Source organism: Streptomyces sp. NPDC026206 (assembly GCF_040638465.1).
GTDB lineage: Bacteria > Actinomycetota > Actinomycetes > Streptomycetales > Streptomycetaceae > Streptomyces.
On sequence record NZ_JBEZYL010000001.1, the window covers coordinates 30,055 to 49,564 of the forward strand.

Consider the following 19,510-nt stretch of genomic DNA (forward strand, 5'->3'; position numbering starts at 1 on the left):
TGGCCGCACCCCGAGTCCCCATCCCGCAGAATGGGTGATGACAGGTGCGCCCGAGGCCGTTCGGGCGCGGACGTCGACGCGGTCCAACGGTCCGCTCCGTCCGTCGCCCCGACCGTTCGGCTGGCGCACTCGTGAGACGGCGTGGAAGAGAGAATCGATTCTTGTGAGTGCTGCGATGCGAAGCCGTACCCCGGACCGCCTGTGCGCCGAGGCGGTCGAACTCGCCCGTGCGGCGGCCGAGGAGGCCGCACTGCCCGGGAAGGTCGGCGACCACGTAGAGGCCGTCGCCGACGGGGACCGCGTCGTCACGCACTACTTCGTCTGCGAGGACCCCGGCTACCGCGGCTGGCGCTGGGCCGTGACCGTCGCCCGTGCCTCCCGCGCCAAGAACGTCACCCTCGACGAGGCGGTCCTGCTGCCCGGCTCCGACGCCCTCCTGGCCCCCGAATGGGTGCCGTGGAGCGAGCGGCTGCGCCCCGGCGACATGGGCCCCGGCGACCTGCTGCCCACCGAGGCCGACGACCTGCGCCTGGAGCCGGGCTGGACCGGCGAGGACGTCCCGCCGCCGAACTCCGTCATCTCGGAGGAGATGGCCGAGCTGGCGGAGGCCGAGGACGCCGACGTCTCGGCCGGCCCGCCGTCCGCGCAGCCGACCGCTCCCGTGCGGGGTTCGATCTCCGCGCTCGCGGAGGAGCTCGGCATGCGCCGGGCCCGGGTCCTGTCCCGCTACGGCCTGCACACGGCCGCGGACCGCTGGGACGAGACCCACGGCCCCAAGACCCCCATGGCCCAGGCGGCGCCCGCATCCTGCGTGAGCTGCGGCTTCCTGGTCCCCATCGGCGGCTCCCTCGGGCAGGCGTTCGGCATCTGTGGCAACGAGTTCGGGCCGGCGGACGGGCACGTCGTCTCCCTGTCCTACGGGTGCGGGGGCCACTCGGAGGCCGCGGTCATGCCGAAGGCGCCGCGGCCGGCGCCGCCGGTGGTGGACGAGACGCTGGTCGACCCGATGCCGCTGCGGGCGGAGGAGCCGGCCGAGGACGAAGCGGACCTGGGTCACGCCTGAACCTGGCCGGTCGCTGTGGGTGACCACGGCCGGTGGGGTGACCACGGCCGGTGGGGGGTGCCGTATGAGGCGCTCACCCACCTGTCGTAACGAGGGGCGGTCGCCGCCCCACCCGTGAGAGTGGCGCGGGGCAGGCCGAGTGGCACGGTCCGCAGACTCCGTCCGGCGGGAGGGGACGGGGTGGGATGGGCCCTTCAGGGGCGTAACGCGTTAATTGCGGCCCAAGCCGGGGGCTCCCGTGGAAACTCCGGGCGACGGGCCGTAAATAATGCAGCCCCAGAAGGGTCCGTCCCACCGGCCCCGACCCACCCACGCGCACAGGGAGACCACAAGACGTGAGCGGCACGGAAACGGACCCCTTCGGCACCGCACGCCTGCGCCGCGGCGTACTCGACGCGTGGGCTGCGTCCCCCGCACGGTTCCGGGAGGACGCCAACGCCGAGGAGGACCTCGCCCTCGGCGGCTACCGCGACCGCCTCGTCGTCGAGCTCGCCCAGAACGCCGCCGACGCCGCGGCCCGCGCCGGAGTCCCCGGCCGGCTCCGCCTGACCCTGCACGCCGCGAACGCCGGCGCCCCCGCCACCCTCGCCGCCGCCAACACCGGCGCACCCCTCGACGCCGCGGGCGTGGAGTCGCTGTCCACGCTGCGGGCGTCCGCGAAGCGGGAGGGCGGCGACCGGAGCATCGGCCGCTTCGGCGTGGGCTTCGCCGCCGTCCTCGCCGTCAGCGACGAGCCCGCCGTACTCGGCCGCACCGGCGGCGTCCGCTGGTCCCTCGCGGAGGCGCGGGCCCTCGCGCAGGAGGCGGCGGGGGAGGACGGCGAGCTGGCGGAGGAGATCCGCCGCCGCGAGGGCCACGTGCCCCTGCTGCGGCTGCCCCTGCCCGCCGAGGGCGCGGCACCCGAGGGCTACGACACCGTCGTCGTCCTGCCCCTGCGGGACGGTGCCGCCGAGGACCTGACCGGCCGTCTGCTCGCCGGCATCGACGACGCGCTGCTGCTGACCCTGCCGGGCCTGACCGAGGTGGTCGTCGAGACCCCGGGCGGCGCCGGGCGCACCCTGACGCGTCGCCAGGAGGGCCCGTACGTCCTCGTGGAGGACTCCGCCCGGGCCACCGCCACCCGCTGGCGTGTCGAGAGCACCGGCGGCCCGCTGGAGGCGGCCCTGCTCGCCGACCGCCCGGTCGAGGAGCGCCTGCGCCCCCACTGGTCGCTCACGTGGGCGGTTCCCGTGGGCGCGGACGGGGCACCCGTACGGCCCGCCACCGCGCCCGTCGTGCACGCCCCGACCCCCACCGACGAGCCGCTGGGCCTCCCGGCGCTGCTCATCGCGAGCTTCCCCCTCGAACCCACCCGCCGGCACACCGCCCCGGGCCCGCTCACCGGTTTCCTCGTCGAGCGCGCCGCGGAGTCGTACGCCGCACTGCTGCGGGACTGGCACCCGGTCTCCACCGGCACCCTCGACCTCGTCCCGGCGCCGCTGGCCACGGGCGCGCTGGACGCGGAGCTGCGCCGCCGGGTGCTGGAACGGCTGCCGCGCGTGGCGTTCCTGCCGAGCGCGGGCGCGGCCGCCGGGACGGGCGAGCAGGAGCCCACGCCGCCCCCGGGCGGCGGGGTGGAGGGCATCCCCTGGACCGAGGGACCGGACGCCGCCACGCAGACGCCGGGGCCGTCCGGCGCCGCCGCGGGCGGCGGGCGGGGCGCCGTCCCCGCCGCCGAGGCCGCCGCCTGGGACGACCCCTTCGCGCACAGCGGTCCCGGCGGTGAGCCGGCCGCGCTGCGGCCCGTGGAGGCCGAGGTCGTGGAGGGCGCGGGCGCGGAGACCGTCGCCGTGCTGGCCGAGTTGTTCCCGAGCCTGCTGCCCGCCGGCCTGGAGCGGCGCCAGGAGCTGCGTGCTCTCGGCGTGGCGCGCGTACCGCTGGGCGAGGTCATCGACCGTCTCGCCGGCGTCGAGCGCGCCGCCGCGTGGTGGTGGCGGCTCTACGAGAGCCTCGCCGGGGTCGACCCGGACCGGCTGACGGGCCTGCCCGTGCCGCTCGCGGACGGCCGCACCGCCATCGGCCCGCGCCAGGTGCTGCTGCCGCCCGCGGACACCACCGGTTCGGAGCGGCTGTCGCGGCTGGGCCTGAAGGTCGCCCACCCCGACGCCGCCCACCCGCTGCTGGAGAAGCTGGGCGCGACGCCGAGCTCGCCCCGGGCGGTCCTGACCACCCCGCAGGTGCGGGCGGCCGTGGCGGGCTCGCTCGATGCCGAGGACGTCTGGGACGAGGAGGGGCTCGACAGCGACACGCTTGCCGAGGTCGTCCTCACGCTCGTCCGTGACGCCGACCTCGCGCCCGGCGACGAGCCGTGGCTGGCCGCCCTGGCCCTCCCCGACGAGGACGGCGAGCTCGCCCCGGCCGGTGAACTCGTCTTCCCCGGCAGCGCGTTCGAGCGCGTCATCCGGCCCGGGGAGCTCGCCGCCTGCGACGCCGAACTGGCGGAGCGCTGGGGCGAGCAGCCGCTGACGGCGGTGGGTGTGCTCGCGGACTTCGCGCTCGTACGGGCCACGGACGTGGTCCTGGACCCGGACGAACTCGAGCCGCGCGACGGCGACTTCGCCGAGCCGGACGACGCCGGCCTGCTCGACGCCGTCGACGTCTGGTGCGAGGACGTCCTGGACCGGCTGCCCGACACCCCGGTGCCGCCGGTCGCGACCGAGATCGTGGCGGTACGGGACCTGGACCTGGTCGACGACGACGCCTGGCCCGAGGCCCTCGCCATGCTGTCCCGGCCGCCGCTGCGCGACGCGCTGACCGCGCCGGTCCGCATCCTGCTGCCGGACGGCACGACGGAGTCCGTACGCCCGTACACCGCGTGGTGGCTGCGCGGCCACCCCGTCCTGGACGGCCGCCGCCCCGCCGGGCTGCGGGTGGAGGGCGGTGACCCGCTGCTGGCGGGGCTGTACGAGGCGGCGGACGCGGCCGGCCTCGCGGACGAGCAGGTGCTGCGGGCCCTGGGCGTACGCACCTCGCTGACCGCCCTGTTGGACGAGCCCGGCGGTGCGGCGGAGCTTCTTGCCCGGCTGGCCGACCCGGACCTGCCGGTGGGACCGGCCCAGCTGCACGGCCTGTACGGGGCGCTGGCAGGCCTCGACCCCGACGAGGTGACGCTGCCGGACGAGCTGCGGGCCGTCGTCGACGCCGAGGTGCGCGTCGTGGACGCGGCGGACGCGGTCGTCGCGGACGCCCCGGACCTGCTGCCTCTGGCGGCCGGGCACGCGCTGCTGCCCGTACGCCCGGAGCGGGCCGACGAGCTGGCGGACCTGCTCCAGGTACGGCGGCTGAGCGGCGCCGTCACGGCGTCCGTCCTCGCGGACGAGGGCGAGGTGCGGCAGGTGCCGGAGGGCGTGCGCGCGCTGCTCCCCGGTGCGCCCGCCACGTACGTCGAGCACGAGGAACTGGTCGCCGACGGCATCGAGCTCGACTGGCGCTACGGCCCCGACGGCGTCCTCCACGCCGCGACCCTGGAGGGCGTGGCAGCGGGCCTGGCCTGGGCGTCCGGCGCCTGGTCCCGCCGCTTCGAGGCGGCAGCCCTGCTGGAGGACCCGACGCGCACGGAGGAGCTGGCAAGGGCCCGCTGGTTCGACTAGGGGCAGCAAAATCAGCCCGTCCGGCGCTTGAGGACAAGAAGCGGGAAGGGGCGGGGAGGGGAAAGAACTATCCTGGCAGTGCACCCCATTCGGGAGGCCGCCATGACCAGAAAAGTAGCCGACTGCCGCCGATTCCCCAGCGAATCGCACTGCACGCTCACCATCTCCGGTGAAGAGGACGAGGTCCTGCGCGCAGCCACCGAGCACGCGGTCTCGGTACACCAGCACAAGGACTCACCGGAGCTGCGCCAGCAGCTCAAGGAATTCCTGGAGGACGAGAAGGCCCCGTCCTGAGCCGCATCGTGACGCCCGCCGTCAGGCGGGAAAGCGGCGCCCCACCCACCGCCAGCTGAGCTCCAGCGCCACCGCCGCCGCGGCGGCGACGGCCACGGCGGCCCACGGCATGGTCGTACCGACGAGTTTCAGCGCGAAGAAACGCTGCAGCCACGGCGTCAGCAGGACGACGAGGAAGCCTGCCGCCATGGCCGCCACCAGCGCCACCCGCCACCACGTGTACGGCCGCGCGATGATCGCGAGCACCCACATCGAGATCAGGAACAGCGTGAGCGTCGCCGCGCTGGTCTCGGCGTCCAGGGCACCCGGCCCCGAGTAGTGGTGCCGGGCCAGCAGGTACGCGGCGAAGGTGGCCGCTCCCGCGATCAGCCCGGCGGGCACGGCGTAGCGCATGACGCGGCGTACGAAGTGGGGGCGGGCCCGTTCCCTGTTGGGGGCGAGGGCCAGGAAGAAGGCGGGGACGCCGATGGTCAGCGTCGACAGCAGGGTCAGGTGGCGCGGCAGGAACGGGTAGGGGACGCGCGTGCAGACGACCAGGATGGCCAGCAGCACGGAGTAGACGGTCTTCGTCAGGAACAGCGTCGCCACGCGCGTGATGTTGCCGATGACGCGGCGGCCCTCGGCGACCACGGACGGCAGCGTGGCGAAGCTGTTGTTCAGCAGGACGATCTGGGCGACGGCCCGGGTGGCCTCGGAGCCGGAGCCCATGGAGACGCCGATGTCGGCGTCCTTGAGCGCGAGGACGTCGTTGACGCCGTCGCCGGTCATGGCGACGGCGTGCCCGCGTGACTGGAGGGCGCCGACCATGTCGCGCTTCTGCTGCGGGGTGACGCGCCCGAACACGGCGCCCTTGTCGAGGGCCTCGCCCATCGCGTCCTGCTCGGCCGGCAGGCGGCGCGCGTCGACGGGGGCCCCGGCGCCGGGGAGGGCGAGCTTGGCGGCGACGGCGCCGACGGAGACCGCGTTGTCACCGGAGATGACCTTGGCGGAGACGTTCTGCTCGGCGAAGTAGCGCAGCGTGTCGGCGGCGTCGGAGCGCAGCCGCTGCTCCAGGACGACGAGCGCGGTGGGCCGCACGCCGTCGGTGACGCGCGGGTCGTCCAGCTCGCGCTCGGTGCGGGCGAGGAGCAGGACGCGCAGCCCCCGGGCGTTGAGCTCCTCGATCTCGGTGAGCGTCGCGTCGCCGGACGGCAGGAGGACGTCGGGGGCGCCGAGCAGCCAGTTACTGCTCTCCGCGTCGGGGTTGTTGAAGGACGCCCCGCTGTATTTCCGGGCGGAGGAGAAGGGCAGCGACTCGGTGCAGCGCCAGCCGGAGCCGTCGGGGTAGGCGTCGATGATGGCCTGGAGGCTGGCGTTGGGCCGGGGGTCGGACTCGCCGAGGGCGCCGAGGACCTGGCGTACGTACGGCTCGTCGGCGCGGGCACCGGGCAGCAGGCGCAGTTCGCTGACGTCCATGCCGCCCTCGGTGAGGGTGCCGGTCTTGTCGAGGCAGACGACGTCGACGCGTGCCAGGCCCTCGATGGCGGGCAGCTCCTGCACCAGGCACTGCTTGCGGCCGAGCCGGACGACGCCGATGGCGAAGGCGACGGAGGTGAGCAGGACCAGGCCCTCGGGGACCATCGGCACGATGCCGGCGACCATCCGCCGGACCGCTTCCCGCCAGTCGTGTTCCTGGACGACGAGCTGACTGATGATCAGCCCGACCGCGGTCGGGAGCATCATCCACGTCACGTACTTGAGGATGCGGCTGATGCCGGTGCGCAGTTCGGAGTGGACGAGCGTGAAGCGGGACGCCTCCTCGGCGAGCTGGGCGGCGTAGGCCTCGCGGCCGACCTTGGTGGCGGCGAAGGCGCCGCCGCCGGCGACGACGAAGGAGCCGGACATGACCTTGTCGCCGGCCTGTTTGAGCACCGGGTCGGCCTCGCCGGTCAGCAGCGATTCGTCGATCTCCAGCCCGTCGGTCTCCAGGACCTCGCCGTCGACGACGCACTTGTCGCCGGGGCCGAGCTCGATGACGTCGCCGAGGACGATCTCGCCGGTGGGGACGGCGGTGGGCCTGCCGTCGCGGCGGACGGTGGGCCTGGCCTCGCCGATGACGGCGAGGGAGTCGAGGGTCTTCTTGGCGCGCAGTTCCTGGATGATGCCGATCGCGGTGTTGGCGATGATCACAAAGCCGAAGAGGCCGTCCTGGAGGGGCCCGACGGCGAGAATGATCAGGAAGAGGACGCCGATGATGGCGTTGAACCGGGTGAGGACATTGGCCCGGACGATCTCCGCGGTGGAGCGCGAGGACCGCACGGGCACGTCGTTGACCTCGCCCCGGGCCACGCGCCCGGCCACTTCGCGCGCGGTCAGGCCGGGGTGCGCGCCCGGTGGGAGTGGCTCCTCAGTCGCGGTCTGCGCCGGATCGCTCATGATTCCGACGGTACGGGCGCCCGGCCCGGTTCACGACCGGGGTGCGGGGCGGTGCGAGTGGCGCTGGGGCCGGTTCACGACCGGGGTGCGGGGCGGTGCGGGTGGCGCTGGGGCCGGTTCACGACCGGGGTGCCGGGCGGTGCGGGCGGTGCTCGGGCCGGTTCACGACCGGGGTGCGGGCGGTGCTCGGGCCGGTTCACGACCGGGGTGCGGGCGGTGCTCGGGCCGGTGAACGCCCCGGGTGCGGGCTGCGGCCCGGTCACGCCTTCGGGGTGATCGGTTCCGTGGTCTCGGCGGCCGCGTGCCGGCGGATGGCCGCGTCGCGCTTGCGGACGTACCAGATGCCGATGAGGCCGAGGCCGCCGCCGGCCAGGCAGGTCCACAGCCACCACAGGTGCCCGTGGTCCTGGAACCAGCCGTAGAACGGCAGCTGGCAGAGGAAGAGGACGAACCACAGGATCGTGCCGCCGGTGATGGTGGCGACGACGGGGCCTTCGAGCGGCTCCGGTGCCTCGTGGGTGGGTGTCCACTTCGTCATGGCGTAAGCCTAGTGCGTCCGGCCGGGCCGCCCGTCGGGGGAGGCCTTGCCCCATAGGGGTCTACGCGCGGAGATAGCCAATCGGAGCTTGTTTATTCATACTGAATCGGACTGGAATTGACTGGATGCTTTTGTTTGATCATCCAAGGCGCCATCCAATCATGATCCTTTTTGTTTGTCTCCCCGGCCGTGACCCCGCTCCCGGCCCATACGACTGAGGTCCCCGCATGCCCACCTCGGCCACCTCTGCGGTCGACGCGCAGCAGCCGTCCCCCACGCCGCCCGGCACCGCGAAGAACGCCCTCGACCGGTACTTCCGGATCTCCGAGCGCGGCTCGTCTGTCGCCCGCGAGCTGCGCGGTGGGCTGGCCACCTTCTTTGCGATGGCCTACATCATCGTGCTGAACCCGATCATCCTCGGAGCCGGCCAGGACAAGTTCGGCCACCAGCTGGACAACGCCCAGCTGGTCACGGCCACCGCCCTGATGGCCGGGCTCAGCACGGTCCTCATGGGCGCGATCGGCAACGTGCCCATCGCCTGCGCCGCCGGCCTCGGCATCAACGCCGTCGTCTCGCTCCAGCTCGCGCCCAAGATGAGCTGGCCCGACGCGATGGGCATGGTGGTGCTCGCCGGCCTGGTGCTGATGGTGCTGGTCGCCTCCGGCCTGCGGCAGCGCGTCATGGACGCCATCCCGGGCGGGCTGCGGCGCGCGATCGCGATCGGCATCGGCCTGTTCATCTCGCTGATCGGCCTGGTGGACTCCGGCTTCGTCACCCGCAACCCCGACCTCGCGCACACCACCGTCCCGCTCGGCCTCGGCCAGGGCGGCCAGCTGCAGGGCTGGCCGGTGCTGATCTTCGTGATCGGCCTGGCGCTGACCTTCATCCTGGTCGTGCGCAAGACCTCCGGTGCGATCCTCATCGGGATCGTGGTGATGACGTTCACCGCGATCGTCATCAACTCGCTGGTGAAGATCCCCGAGGCGGGCTGGGGCCTGTCCGTGCCGTCCTGGCCGGACAAGATCGTGGACACCCCCGACTTCGGGCTCATCGGCGAGGTCAGCCTCTTCGGCGGCTTCCACGAGGTCGGTCTGCTCACCGGCTGCCTGTTCGTCTTCACCGTGCTGCTGTCCGGCTTCTTCGACGCGATGGGCACGATCATCGGCGTCGGCGAGGAGGCCGGGCTGACGGACAAGAACGGCCAGCTGCCGAACATGGGCAAGATCCTGATGATCGACGGCGTCGCCGTCGCCGCCGGTGGCGCGGGCTCCGCCTCCGCCAACACCTGCTTCGTCGAGTCCACCGCCGGCGTCGGCGAGGGTGCCCGTACGGGCCTGGCCAACCTGATGACGGGCGGGCTCTTCCTGCTCGCCCTGATCTTCACCCCGCTGGCCACCGTGGTCCCCTCGCAGGCCGCCACCCCGGCGCTGCTCGTCGTCGGCTTCCTGATCATGGCGGCAAACGTCAAGGAGATCGACTGGAGCGACTTCACGATCGCGGTCCCCGCCTTCCTGACGATCATCTCGATGCCGTTCACGTACTCGATCACCAACGGCATCGGCATCGGCGTCCTCGCCTTCATCCTGCTGCGGGTCGCGGACAAGCGGGCGCGGGAGATCCCCTGGCTGCTCAACGTGGTGGGCCTGTGCTTCCTGGTCTACTTCCTGCTGGACCCGATCGAGCAGCTGCTGGGCGTGAAGTAGGAAGTAGTACGCGCGAGGCGGAATGCACAACGCGGAACGCGCTGGGCGAATAAGCGGAACGCGAGTACGCACCAAGCGGGGCCGCGCTCTGCGGCGGCAGTCGTGGAGCAGGCGTAGAGCGGAGCCGTAGACCGTGTCGACGTGGGCGGCCGGGCGTGATGCCCGGCCGCCCACGTGTGCTTCCGTCCGCCCCACTGTCCGCTTTCCTTAGTTCAGGTAATGAGTTAATCTAATGAACATGCCGGACCAGTCCCGCACCTCCGAACCAGACAACGAAGCCGCCGTGGACGCTCTGCGGTCGGCCGTGATGCGGCTGTCCCGCAGGCTCAAGCACCAGCGGGTCGACGAGTCGCTCAGCCCCGCCGAAATGTCGGTGCTCGGCACTCTCGCGCGCTGCGGCGAGGCCACCCCGGGCGAGCTCGCCCGCAAGGAGCACGTGCAGCCCCCGTCGATGACCCGCATCGTCGCGCTGCTGGAGGCCAAGGACCTGGTCAGGCTGGAGCCGCACCCCGAGGACCGCCGCCAGAAGGTGGTCCGCCAGACCGAGCAGGCCGAAGCCATGCTCGAAGAGAGCCGGCGCAAGCGCAACGCCTGGCTCGCCGAACTGGCCGGGCAGCTGGACGAGGACGAGTGGGCGACGCTGCGCGCCGCCGCGCCCGTACTCGAAAAGCTCGCGCAGTTGTAGCGGCTGCAGCGGCGCGGCGCCTGACGAAGCGGCCGTTCGCGGCAGGTGGGTGAGGCGCCGGCCGGCACAGCGCATCGAACCACCCCGCCAACCGGCGGAGCCCGCACAAGAAGGAGGCGAACGCACCTTGAGTACGGGACACGGAGCAGACTCCGCACCCGCACCGAACCACGACGACGCAAGCACCACCTCCCTGCCGCGCGTGAAGCGCACATCCAAGGGAGGCACTTTCAGCTCGCTCCGGGTCCGCAACTACCGGCTCTTCGCCACCGGACAGGTGGTGTCCAACACCGGCACCTGGATGCAGCGCATCGCCCAGGACTGGCTGGTCCTCAGCCTCACCGGCTCCTCCGCCGCCGTGGGCATCACCACGGCACTGCAGTTCCTGCCCATGCTGCTGCTCGGCCTCTACGGCGGCGTCATCGCCGACCGCTGCCCCAAGCGGCCGCTGCTGCTGATCACCCAGGCCGCCATGGGCGTCACGGGCCTGGCGCTCGGCGCACTCACCCTCTCCGGGCACGTGCAGGTCTGGCACGTCTACCTGACCGCGCTCGCGCTCGGCCTGGTCACCGTCGTCGACAACCCCGCCCGGCAGGCGTTCGTCGTGGAGATGGTCGGCCCCGCCGACCTGCGCAACGCCGTCAGCCTGAACTCCGCGAACTTCCAGTCCGCCCGCCTAGTCGGCCCCGCCGTCGCCGGTGTGCTGATCACCGCCGTGGGCAGCGGCTGGGCGTTCCTGCTCAACGGGCTGTCCTATGTAGCGCCCATCGCGGGACTGCTGATGATGCGCACCGCCGAACTGCACCGGACCGACCCCGCCCCGCGCGGCAAGGGCCAGCTGCGGGAAGGGCTGCGCCACGTGGCCGAACGGCCGGAGCTGGTCTGGCCGATCGTGCTGGTCGGTTTCATCGGTACCTTCGGGTTCAATTTCCCCATCTGGCTCACGGCGTTCGTCAACGACGTCTTCCACGCCGACGCCAGCACGTACGGCCTGCTCAACACCCTGATGGCGGCCGGTTCGCTGGCGGGCGCGCTGCTCGCGGCGCGCCGGGGCAGCTCGCGGCTGCGGCTGCTGGTCGGCGCGGCGGTGGCCTTCGGCGTGCTGGAGGTCGCGGCGGCGCTGGCGCCCTCCTTCTGGACCTTCGCGCTGCTGCTGGTACCGATCGGCATGTGCGGTCTGACGATCAACGTGACCGCCAATTCGAGCCTGCAGCTCGCGTCGGATCCCGCCCTGCGCGGCCGGGTGATGAGCCTGTTCATGATGGTCTTCATGGGCGGTACGCCGCTGGGTGCGCCGCTGGTCGGCTGGATCACCGATGTGTACGGGCCCCGCGTCGGCTTCCTCGCCGGCGGCGCGGTCTCGGTCCTCGCCGCGACCGGGATCGGCTTCGCGCTGGCCCGGGCGGGCGGTCTGCGGCTGAAGATAGACCTGCGGCGCGGGCGCCGGCACGTGGCGTTCGTACCGCGTGAGCCGGCGGCCCGGCGCGAGGACGTGACCGTGGCGGCGTAAGGCGGGCGGCGAGCGTCCCGGGTGGAACGGCCGGGCGCGCGGCGAGCGTCCTGGGTGGAACGGCCGGGCGCGCGGCGGGGGTCTCCGGTGGGACGGGCCGGGCGGGCGGCGGGGCGTCCCTGGTGGAACGGGCCGGGCGGGCGCGAGGGCTGCCGGGTGCGGCCCGGGTGTCGGGCGTCACCTGCCTGCCGGGTGCGGCCCGCCCCCGCCTGCCAGGTGCCACCCGCCCCGCCTGCCAGGCGTGGCCCGGCCGGTCCGCCCCGGGCGCAAGGGCTGCCAGGCGTGGCCTGCCTGCCGGGCGCGGCCCGCCTTCAGGCACGGCCCGCCTGCCAGGCGCGGGCCCGGCCGGTCCGCCCACCGGGGCCACGCGGCCGTCCCCGTGCCGCGCCGCCGTGCCGCGTCCCCGTGCCGCGTCCCCGTGCCGCGCCGCCGTCCCGCGTCCCCGTGCCGCGCCGCCGTGCCGCGCCGCCGTCCCGCGTCCCCGTGCCGCGCCGCCGTCCCGCGCCGCCGTCCCCCGTCCCCGTGCCGCGCCGCCGCCCCCCGCCCCCGCGCCTCGTCGCTGTCCGCCTCCTCCGGAGCGACACTGGCCGCATGCGTCTGTTCGCCGCAGTGAACCCGTCCGCAGCAGCCGTCGACGAACTCGCGGCCGCCGTGCACGCCTTGCGCGCCCTGCCCGGCGCGGGGCGGCTGCGCTGGACGGAGCCTGCCACCTGGCACTTCACCCTCGCCTTCCTCGGCGAGGTCGACGAGAGCCTGCTGCCCGGGCTCGGCGAGCGCCTTGCGCGCGCCGCGCACCGGCATCCGCCGCATGACCTGCGCTTCGCGGGCGGAGGCCGGTTCGGCGACCGGTTGCTGTGGGCCGGTGCGGACGGCGACGTGGAGACGCTGCGCGGCCTCGCCCGGTCGGCCGCCGCAGGGGCGCGCCGGGCAGGAGTACCGGTCGACGAGAAGCACGCCTTCCACGCGCACATCACGCTCGCGCGCGTCGCCGACCGGGTGAACCTGCGCCCGTACGTGGCGGGGCTGGCGGGGTTCGAGGGCCGGTGGTGGCCGGTGGAGCGCCTGGAGCTCGTACGCAGCAGGCTGCCCGGTGCCTCCGGCGTGCCGGGCGAGCGCCCCCGGTACGAGACGGTCGCGGCCTGGGAGCTGGGCCGGTGACCGAGCCGGTTACGCTCATGGGGTGGACCCCAAGACCAGGAACCGGATCATGACCGGTGCATTCGCCGTCATGCTCGTCGTCGTCGCCGTGGTGACCGCGGTGAAGTGACGGCGCCGCCCGCCGCGCTCCCTCGGCTGCGGAGCCGGTCGAGCCGTCAGCCGCCGAACCGGTCGAGCGGAGCCGGTCGAGCCGTCAGCCGCCGAACCGGTCGAGCAGCGTCCGGTTGTCCTCGGTGTGCCGGTCCGCGGTGACGAGGCCGCCGCCCGGCTCCGCACCGGCTGGAGGAAGGCGCGTGACGGCCCGGCCGTGCGCGCGGCGCGGGCCACCCTTGCCTTGAGCGGACTCCAAGGCGTTGGCTGAAGCCCATGGAGTACACGCAGCTCGGACGCACAGGGCTCAAGGTCAGCCGACTCGTCCTCGGCACCATGAACTTCGGCCCGCAGACCGAAGAGGCCGAAAGCCACGTCATCATGGACGCCGCGCTCGACGCGGGCCTGAACTTCTTCGACACCGCCAATGTGTATGGCTGGGGCGAGAACAAGGGCCGGACCGAGTCGATCATCGGCAACTGGTTCGCCAAGGGCGGTGACCGCCGCGACAAGGTCGTCATCGCCACCAAGGTGTTCGGCGGCATGAACGCCGAAGGGAAGCCGTGGCCCAACGAGGACCGGCTCTCCGCGCTCAACATCCGGCGCGCCGTCGAGGCCAGCCTCAAGCGGCTGCAGACGGACCACATCGACCTCTACCAGTTCCACCACATCGACCGCCGGACCCCCTTCGAGGAGATCTGGCAGGCCATCGACGTCCTCGTCCAGCAGGGCAAGATCCTCTACGCCGGTTCCTCCAACTTCCCCGGTTACAAGATCGCTCAGGCGAACGAGATGGCCGCCCGGCGCGGCACGCTCGGGCTCGTCAGCGAGCAGTGCCTGTACAACCTCGCCGAGCGCCGCGCCGAGATGGAGGTCATCCCGGCCGCGCAGGAGTACGGCCTCGGTGTCATTCCCTGGTCGCCGCTGCACGGCGGCCTGCTCGGCGGCGTGATCAAGAAGGAGAACGAGGGCGGCCGCCGCGCCTCCGGCCGGTCGGCGGCCGCCCTGGCCGACACGGCCGTCCGCGCGCAGATCCAGTCGTACGAGGACCTCCTCGCCGAGCACGGCATCGAACCCGGCGAGGCGGCACTGGCCTGGCTCCTCGCCCAGCCCGGCATCACCGGCCCGATCGTCGGCCCGCGCACCCTGGACCAGCTCAAGAGCGCGCTGCGCGCGGTGGAACTGGAGCTGGGCGAGGAACTGCTGACGTCGCTGGACGAGATCTTCCCGGGCCCGGGCCCGTCGCCGGAGGCGTTCGCGTGGTGAGCTGAGGCAGTGCCCCGGCCGGTCGCCTCGGGGCCCGGCACGGCATCCGGCCGGGGCATGGGGCCCGTCCGGCGGGTCCTGGGCCCCGGAAGCCGACGGAGGCTGACGGCGGGTCAGCGAGGGGCGTCGCGGCGCCGTTGGGCGAGGCCGCGGGCCAAGGGGGAGGGCATCCGGCGTCGGGGCCGGGGGTCAGAGAGGCTTCCGTGGCCGGCTCGGCACGACCATCATCCGGTGGTAGTGCCCTGCCCGGTGCGGTTCGCCGACCGGCTCGCCGTCGACCTCCACCCAGGCGTGTGCGCGGAACGGCGCCGTTCGTACCCCGGTGCACCAGTCCGGCCAGACCCCGCGCATCCGGCACAGCAGCGCGGTGGCCACGGAGCGCTGCAGACAGCCCTCCCCGGCACAGCGCGCGCTCACCGCGACGACCGCCCGGCGCGCGGCCAGGGCCTGCTCGGCCGTGGCGGGGGCGGCCCCGCGCCGGGCCAGCGACAGGACGCGCCGGATGCGGTGGGGCTTGAGCAGGACGAGCAGCCGGGCGGTGACGGTGGCCAGGAGCACCGGCGGGCGTCGGTGAAGTGGCAGGCGCTCCCGGGCCGCCGCCACCATCGCCTGGCTCATGCGGGGACCACCAGCCCGGCTTCGAGCAGCGCGTCGATGAGCGAGGCCGTGTCACTGCCGGAGCGTTCGACGGTGAGCTGGGGGTATGCCTCGCGGAGCCCGGACGCCGCTTTCTGCGGTGCGGCGCCGCCCAGCAGGGTGCGCAGGATGAGGGTCGCCGTGCCGTTGAGCTGCCAGTAGCGGCCGGTGATTTCGTCGAGCAGCACCATGCCGTCCTCTGTGTCCGTCGCGCAGACGTCATGGCGCAGGGTGAGACTCACGGTGTTCCTTCGGTGTTCCTTCGGTGGTCGCCGTGGCCGCCGTGGCCGCGGTGGTCAGTGGGCCGGGCCTCCCGGGGCGGGCGCGGAGCCAGGTCTCGCTGCCCAGAGTGGGGCCGAGGGAGCGCAGCGCGTCCGGGGTGGGGTGGACCCCGAGCAGGCTCGTGCGGATGGCTGCGGCGTCGATCAGTCCGGCGCGGGCGAGCTGTGAGTCGTCGAACAGCTCCACCAGGGACGCCCGGTTGCGGCGCAGGCCGACGTGGAAGTCGGTGCTGTACTCGCCTTTGGTGGCACGCTGGAGGAGAGGGGCGGGCACGATTCCACGCATCGCCGCGGCGAGCACCGGTTTGTACCGGCCGGGCGTGGTGCGTTCGGACACGCGGATGGCCAGTGCCGCCTCGATCACGCCGTCGTCGAGGTAGGGCGCCGCGTACTCCAGCCCCGTGCGGGAGAACACCTGGTCCAGCTGGCGGATGCCGTGCCCACCGGCCCGTACGTACGAGAGTGCGGCGTGCTGTCCGCGCTGGGGCGCGAGCGGTTCGGCGGCGTCGGCCGCCTCGCGGAGCAGGCTCTGCACCGCTCGGACCGCGTCAGGGGTCGCCCACGGCGGCATGCGCAGGTCCATGCCCCACGCTGCTGAGGGGGCGCAGCGGGCGAGAGCCGCCGAAGGGGGCTCAGGGTCGGTGAGGCTGTCCGCCCAGGCGGCCATCCACTGGCTGAACGTACGGCGGTCAGCGAGTTGGCGCAGCACCTGCCACAGCGGCCAGTGCTGGGAGGCGCGTTGCGTGCGGATGCGGGCGAAGGCGGCCAGGGGACGGCTTCGGACGTAGTCGTGCAAGTGCGGGGGAGGGGAGGTGAACAGTTCGTCCCCGCCGCCGCCCATCATGTGCAGTCGCGATCCCCGGCCGGTCATCAGTCCGGCGAGGGCGGCGATTCTGGCGCCATCGCGCACCCATGCACCCGGTTCCTCGGTGGGGATGCTGCTCGGGCCGGTCAGGTCGCTGTACCAAAGGGGCCACTGGTCGCGGGAGGGCGTCACATGCTCGATGCCGGGGAGCCCGGCGGTGGCGAGGGCGGCCCAGGCGGCGTCGTCGTTGCCGGGATCGAGGCTCTCCCAGCGCAGCGTCACCAGCGTTGCCCGGCCCCGGGAGCTTTCCCGGGCCGCCAGGAAGCACAGGCTGGTGGAGTCCATTCCTCCGGTCAGATCCGAGCTCACCGTGCCGCCACCGGCCGTGCAGGCGTCCACCGCGGCGGTCAGCGCCCCGCGCACCGCGGGCGCCCCCTCGGCCACCGGGAGCTCCGGCTCCGGAGGGTTCCACCACCGCTGCGTACGGGCTTGCCCGTCCGCCTCGATCAGCAGGCAGTCATGGGCCCGCACGCCGTGCACGCCCTGCCACAGGCACCGGTCCTCCAGCGGGTAGGGAGGGGGCGAGGCCAGCAGGTGAAGAGCCAGAAGCCGCTCGTCCACGCCCGCCCCGGTCACCGAGGCGAGCCTGTCCGATCTGTCGGCGGCCACCGTCGCACCGCCCATACGTGCGTGGAAGATCCGCCGCACCCCCGACGCGCTGCCTCGGGCCCGGACCCGGCCCTCGACCGAGGCGAGGAGGTGGAAGCTGCCTCTCAGGCCCCGGGCGGCCCGCTCCACGTCCGCGATGTCCCGGATCTGCCCCGCACGCGCCGACAGCTCGTCGGCGGTGACCGGGCAGCGCCCGATCACCGCCAGTCGCCGCGCCCCCGCCGCGCCCACCGTCACATGTCCGTCCGGCCAGCTGCCCAGCAACCACGGGCGGCCCGAAGGATGAGCGATGGTCTCGGTGGCCCGGGGGCGCAGCAATTGCGCTGCGGCCAAGCCCGGTTCACCGTCCGGGAGGACGGCGAACCACACTTCACCGGTCATGGGCTGTCAGCCTCGGCCAGCCACCTCAGCTGGGGCCGGGGTACCACTCGAAGGGAGGCGCCCCGCCTTCGTAGAACGCTCCGATCGCCTCGCCGCGGGTCAGCTCGGCGAAGTCACCGACTTCGGCCATCGCCGGTGGTTCATAGAGCTCGTGCTGGTCCATGGATAGTCCCCCTGCCTTGCCCCTGCTGTCAGCAGTGCGGAATCTGCACTTGCTCCGGAAGTGCCCGTAACCTGCCGGACTACGCCAGTAGGCGGTATTTATCACCCTAAGGAGTTAAGGATGGCGGTGGTTTCCGGCAGTCAGGAGGTGAAGGCGGAGGCGGATGCGGACGCCGGGGTGTACGGGCCGCCCACGTCCCACGCCTCGTGCATCGCGGCCGCGAAGGCACCGGCGATGAGGTGCTCGCCACTGACGTTGGGGTGCGTCCCGTCGTACGTGTCGCGGTCGATGTCCCAGCCCTCCGGGCGGGAGGCGAGCAGCAGCGGCGAGGAGGGCTCGTCGAGGTCGGCGACGGCCTTGGCCAGCAGCTCGTTGAAGTACTCGCACTCGGCGGCGAAGGCCGGTTCGGTGAAGGCGCGGATGTTGGGGATCACCGGCATCAGCACGGCCCGCACCCGCCGGTTGGCCTCCCGGGCCTCGGCGACGAAGCGACGGACGTTGGCGGCCGTCTGCTCGGCGTCGGTGTAGAAGCCCAGGTCTATCAGGCCGAGGGAGATCAGCAGCGTGTCCGCCTTCCCCTGCCGCACGGCGTCCCCGATGAGCGGCACCATGTGCTGCCACCCCTCGCCCCAGCCCGCCAGGTGCCCCCGCGAGCGCTCGGGAAACCCCGGGTCGCCGTAGTCGAGGGACCCTCCGGCGCCGTCACCGGCAGCGGGGTCGTGCAGCTCCTTGCGGGGGCCAACGATCTTGTACGGGCCGCCGTAGGAGGCGTTGAGGTGCTGCCACATGCGGTAGCGCCATGTGTAGTCACCGGCGCTACCGACCGTCATCGAGTCGCCGACGAACATAATCCGCATACCTCCATCTTCCCAGGTTGGGGAGCGGGGCGGATACGTGACGCGGGACACCCCGGGCAGAGGACCCGGGGCGGGCCGGGGCTGGCCGGGGGCGGCCGCCCAGCCTTCCTGGGCGAACTTCGGTCAGCACCAAGGGTGCCGCGTAGCACCGTCAGGCGGCATCCGTGCCGGTGACGGCAATCAGCTCACGGACCCCAGGGACCCGGGAGTGCCGAGACCGCAGGGCGGTGACGATTTGCCGGATCGCTGGGCGGTCACGGACCTCGCCGGGCGAGAAGCGCACGGCCGACAGCAACTCGGAAGCGGTCTGTTCAGGCCTGCCTCGTAGCCGCCCGGGCCGCCCGGAGAAGTGGGGCCGGAGATCGAGTTCAAGTACGACGGCAGTGTTACGACGGCAGTGTGCAGCGCACCGCCCGGATCGTGGCCGAGAACGGCTTCGGGATGGACTGGAAGCTGTGGGAGAGGGACTACGGCAAGTGTGGTCCGTGCAGCCCGGGGGCGAACTGCCACTAAGGGCCAGCCCCGTGATCACGTGACGGGACAGTCAGTCTCCAGGGGTGGGGGTCGATACGGGGCCGAAGACGCTGCGAACGTGCGCGGATGTTAGCTTCCTTTCCCGTGGTGGAACACCAGGAAGAGACCAGGGCGGCCTACGACGGGATCGTCGAGCTGTATGCGTCGATGTTCGCTGATCGGCTGGAGACGCAGCCGTTCGCGCGGGCCATGGTCGGCACCTTCGCCGAGCTGGTGCGCGGGACGGGGAACCCGCGGGCAGCCGACGTCGGGTGCGGGCCTGGGCATCTGACGGCCATGCTGCACGACCTGGGGCTGGACGCCTTCGGGCTCGACCTCTCCCCGGCCATGGTCGACCACGCCCGGCGGGCTCATCCGGCGCTGCGGTTCGACGAGGCGCGGATGGAGGCCCTGCCGGTCGAGGACTGCGCGCTCGGCGGCGTGCTGGCCCACTACTCGATGATCCATACCCCGCCTGGGGAATTGCCCGCGCTGCTCGCCGAGCAGGTGCGTGTCCTGGCACCAGGGGGCCTGCTCCTGGTCTCGTTCTTCGCGACCGACGGACCGGAGCCGGTCCGCTTCGACCACAAGGTGACGCCCGCCTATAGCTGGCCGGTGGACCGGTTCGCCGAGTTGCTTGCCGGGGCCGGGCTCGTCCCGTTCGCCCGGCTGATCCACGACCCGGCCTCCGAGCGGGGCTTCCTCGACGCCCACTTGCTGGCCCGCCTCCACTAAGGGCGTCGGAGACCGTCAGGCCCGGGAGCGCAGTGAGCACTGCCGGGCCGCTGTGTGCGCAAAGCGGATGACGAAATGTCATTCGTCTTCGCCCGGGAGGACCCAGTACCCCGGCTACG

General features: G+C 73.2%; 17 protein-coding genes and 1 pseudogene. 9 read left to right on the forward strand and 9 right to left on the reverse strand.

Annotated elements, in window-relative coordinates; all coding sequences use genetic code 11:
* Nucleotides 1-175: 175 nt before the first annotated feature.
* The 3 genes from AB0F13_RS00160 (at nt 176) to AB0F13_RS00170 (ending at nt 4,986) form a co-directional block, all read left to right on the forward strand.
* Entirely contained in the window at nt 176-1,063 is an 888-nt protein-coding gene (locus tag AB0F13_RS00160; RefSeq protein ID WP_362072572.1) for a DUF3027 domain-containing protein, read from the forward strand.
* 335 nt (nt 1,064-1,398) lie between these two features.
* Nucleotides 1,399-4,692: a molecular chaperone Hsp90 gene (locus AB0F13_RS00165; RefSeq protein WP_362072575.1), complete on the forward strand. Its 3,294-nt coding sequence runs from the start codon at nt 1,399-1,401 to the stop codon at nt 4,690-4,692.
* A 102-nt stretch (nt 4,693-4,794) separates the two neighbouring features.
* Nucleotides 4,795-4,986: a DUF1059 domain-containing protein gene (locus AB0F13_RS00170; RefSeq protein ID WP_362072578.1), complete on the forward strand. Its 192-nt coding sequence runs from the start codon at nt 4,795-4,797 to the stop codon at nt 4,984-4,986.
* Nucleotides 4,987-5,007: 21 nt separating this feature from the next.
* On the opposite strand, the gene AB0F13_RS00175 is transcribed toward AB0F13_RS00170, so the two are convergent.
* Nucleotides 5,008-7,401, reverse strand: a complete 2,394-nt coding sequence (locus tag AB0F13_RS00175) for an HAD-IC family P-type ATPase (RefSeq protein ID WP_362072581.1) — start codon at nt 7,399-7,401, stop codon at nt 5,008-5,010.
* A 259-nt stretch (nt 7,402-7,660) separates the two neighbouring features.
* Nucleotides 7,661-7,939: a DUF2530 domain-containing protein gene (locus AB0F13_RS00180; protein ID WP_362072584.1), complete on the reverse strand. Its 279-nt coding sequence runs from the start codon at nt 7,937-7,939 to the stop codon at nt 7,661-7,663.
* A gap of 227 nt (nt 7,940-8,166) precedes the next feature.
* Here AB0F13_RS00180 and AB0F13_RS00185 point away from each other — a divergent pair, with 227 nt between their 5' ends.
* From AB0F13_RS00185 to thpR, 4 genes are all read left to right on the forward strand, one after another.
* Nucleotides 8,167-9,642, forward strand: a complete 1,476-nt coding sequence (locus tag AB0F13_RS00185) for an NCS2 family permease (protein WP_362072587.1) — start codon at nt 8,167-8,169, stop codon at nt 9,640-9,642.
* Nucleotides 9,643-9,874: 232 nt separating this feature from the next.
* The gene (locus AB0F13_RS00190; protein ID WP_362072590.1) at nt 9,875-10,327 is read left to right on the forward strand and encodes a MarR family transcriptional regulator; all 453 of its coding nucleotides are present in this window, start codon (nt 9,875-9,877) and stop codon (nt 10,325-10,327) included.
* A 127-nt stretch (nt 10,328-10,454) separates the two neighbouring features.
* Nucleotides 10,455-11,837: an MFS transporter gene (locus tag AB0F13_RS00195; protein ID WP_362072593.1), complete on the forward strand. Its 1,383-nt coding sequence runs from the start codon at nt 10,455-10,457 to the stop codon at nt 11,835-11,837.
* A 591-nt stretch (nt 11,838-12,428) separates the two neighbouring features.
* Complete coding sequence (thpR, locus tag AB0F13_RS00200; protein ID WP_362072596.1) at nt 12,429-12,995, forward strand: RNA 2',3'-cyclic phosphodiesterase; 567 nt, start codon at nt 12,429-12,431, stop codon at nt 12,993-12,995.
* Between the two features lie 193 nt (nt 12,996-13,188).
* Here the strand turns inward: thpR and AB0F13_RS00205 are convergent, their stop codons facing one another.
* The gene (locus tag AB0F13_RS00205) at nt 13,189-13,344 is read right to left on the reverse strand and encodes a hypothetical protein (protein ID WP_362072599.1); all 156 of its coding nucleotides are present in this window, start codon (nt 13,342-13,344) and stop codon (nt 13,189-13,191) included.
* A 17-nt stretch (nt 13,345-13,361) separates the two neighbouring features.
* Between AB0F13_RS00205 and AB0F13_RS00210 the strand changes: the two genes are divergently transcribed.
* The gene (locus tag AB0F13_RS00210; protein ID WP_362072602.1) at nt 13,362-14,351 is read left to right on the forward strand and encodes an aldo/keto reductase; all 990 of its coding nucleotides are present in this window, start codon (nt 13,362-13,364) and stop codon (nt 14,349-14,351) included.
* A 189-nt stretch (nt 14,352-14,540) separates the two neighbouring features.
* Here AB0F13_RS00210 and AB0F13_RS00215 read toward each other — a convergent pair whose 3' ends face one another.
* The 6 genes and pseudogenes from AB0F13_RS00215 to AB0F13_RS00240 all read right to left on the reverse strand — a co-directional run.
* Entirely contained in the window at nt 14,541-14,969 is a 429-nt protein-coding gene (locus AB0F13_RS00215; protein WP_362072605.1) for a lasso peptide biosynthesis B2 protein, read from the reverse strand.
* On the reverse strand, nt 14,966-15,229 hold the full coding sequence (locus AB0F13_RS00220) for a lasso peptide biosynthesis PqqD family chaperone (protein WP_362072608.1): 264 nt from the start codon (nt 15,227-15,229) through the stop codon (nt 14,966-14,968). The genes AB0F13_RS00215 and AB0F13_RS00220 overlap by 4 nt, the downstream gene beginning before the upstream one ends.
* Entirely contained in the window at nt 15,207-17,123 is a 1,917-nt protein-coding gene (locus tag AB0F13_RS00225) for an asparagine synthase-related protein (protein ID WP_362072611.1), read from the reverse strand. Before AB0F13_RS00225 ends, AB0F13_RS00220 begins: the two co-directional genes overlap by 23 nt.
* A 25-nt stretch (nt 17,124-17,148) precedes the next feature.
* Nucleotides 17,149-17,286: a lasso RiPP family leader peptide-containing protein gene (locus tag AB0F13_RS00230; RefSeq protein ID WP_362072613.1), complete on the reverse strand. Its 138-nt coding sequence runs from the start codon at nt 17,284-17,286 to the stop codon at nt 17,149-17,151.
* A gap of 140 nt (nt 17,287-17,426) precedes the next feature.
* Entirely contained in the window at nt 17,427-18,143 is a 717-nt protein-coding gene (locus AB0F13_RS00235) for a GDSL-type esterase/lipase family protein (protein WP_362072616.1), read from the reverse strand.
* A 151-nt stretch (nt 18,144-18,294) separates the two neighbouring features.
* Nucleotides 18,295-18,465: pseudogene (locus AB0F13_RS00240) on the reverse strand (transcriptional regulator); the annotation flags it as partial.
* A 296-nt stretch (nt 18,466-18,761) separates the two neighbouring features.
* On the opposite strand from AB0F13_RS00240, the gene AB0F13_RS00245 reads away from it, so the two are divergent.
* Entirely contained in the window at nt 18,762-19,391 is a 630-nt protein-coding gene (locus AB0F13_RS00245; protein ID WP_362072619.1) for a class I SAM-dependent methyltransferase, read from the forward strand.
* Nucleotides 19,392-19,510: the final 119 nt, after the last annotated feature.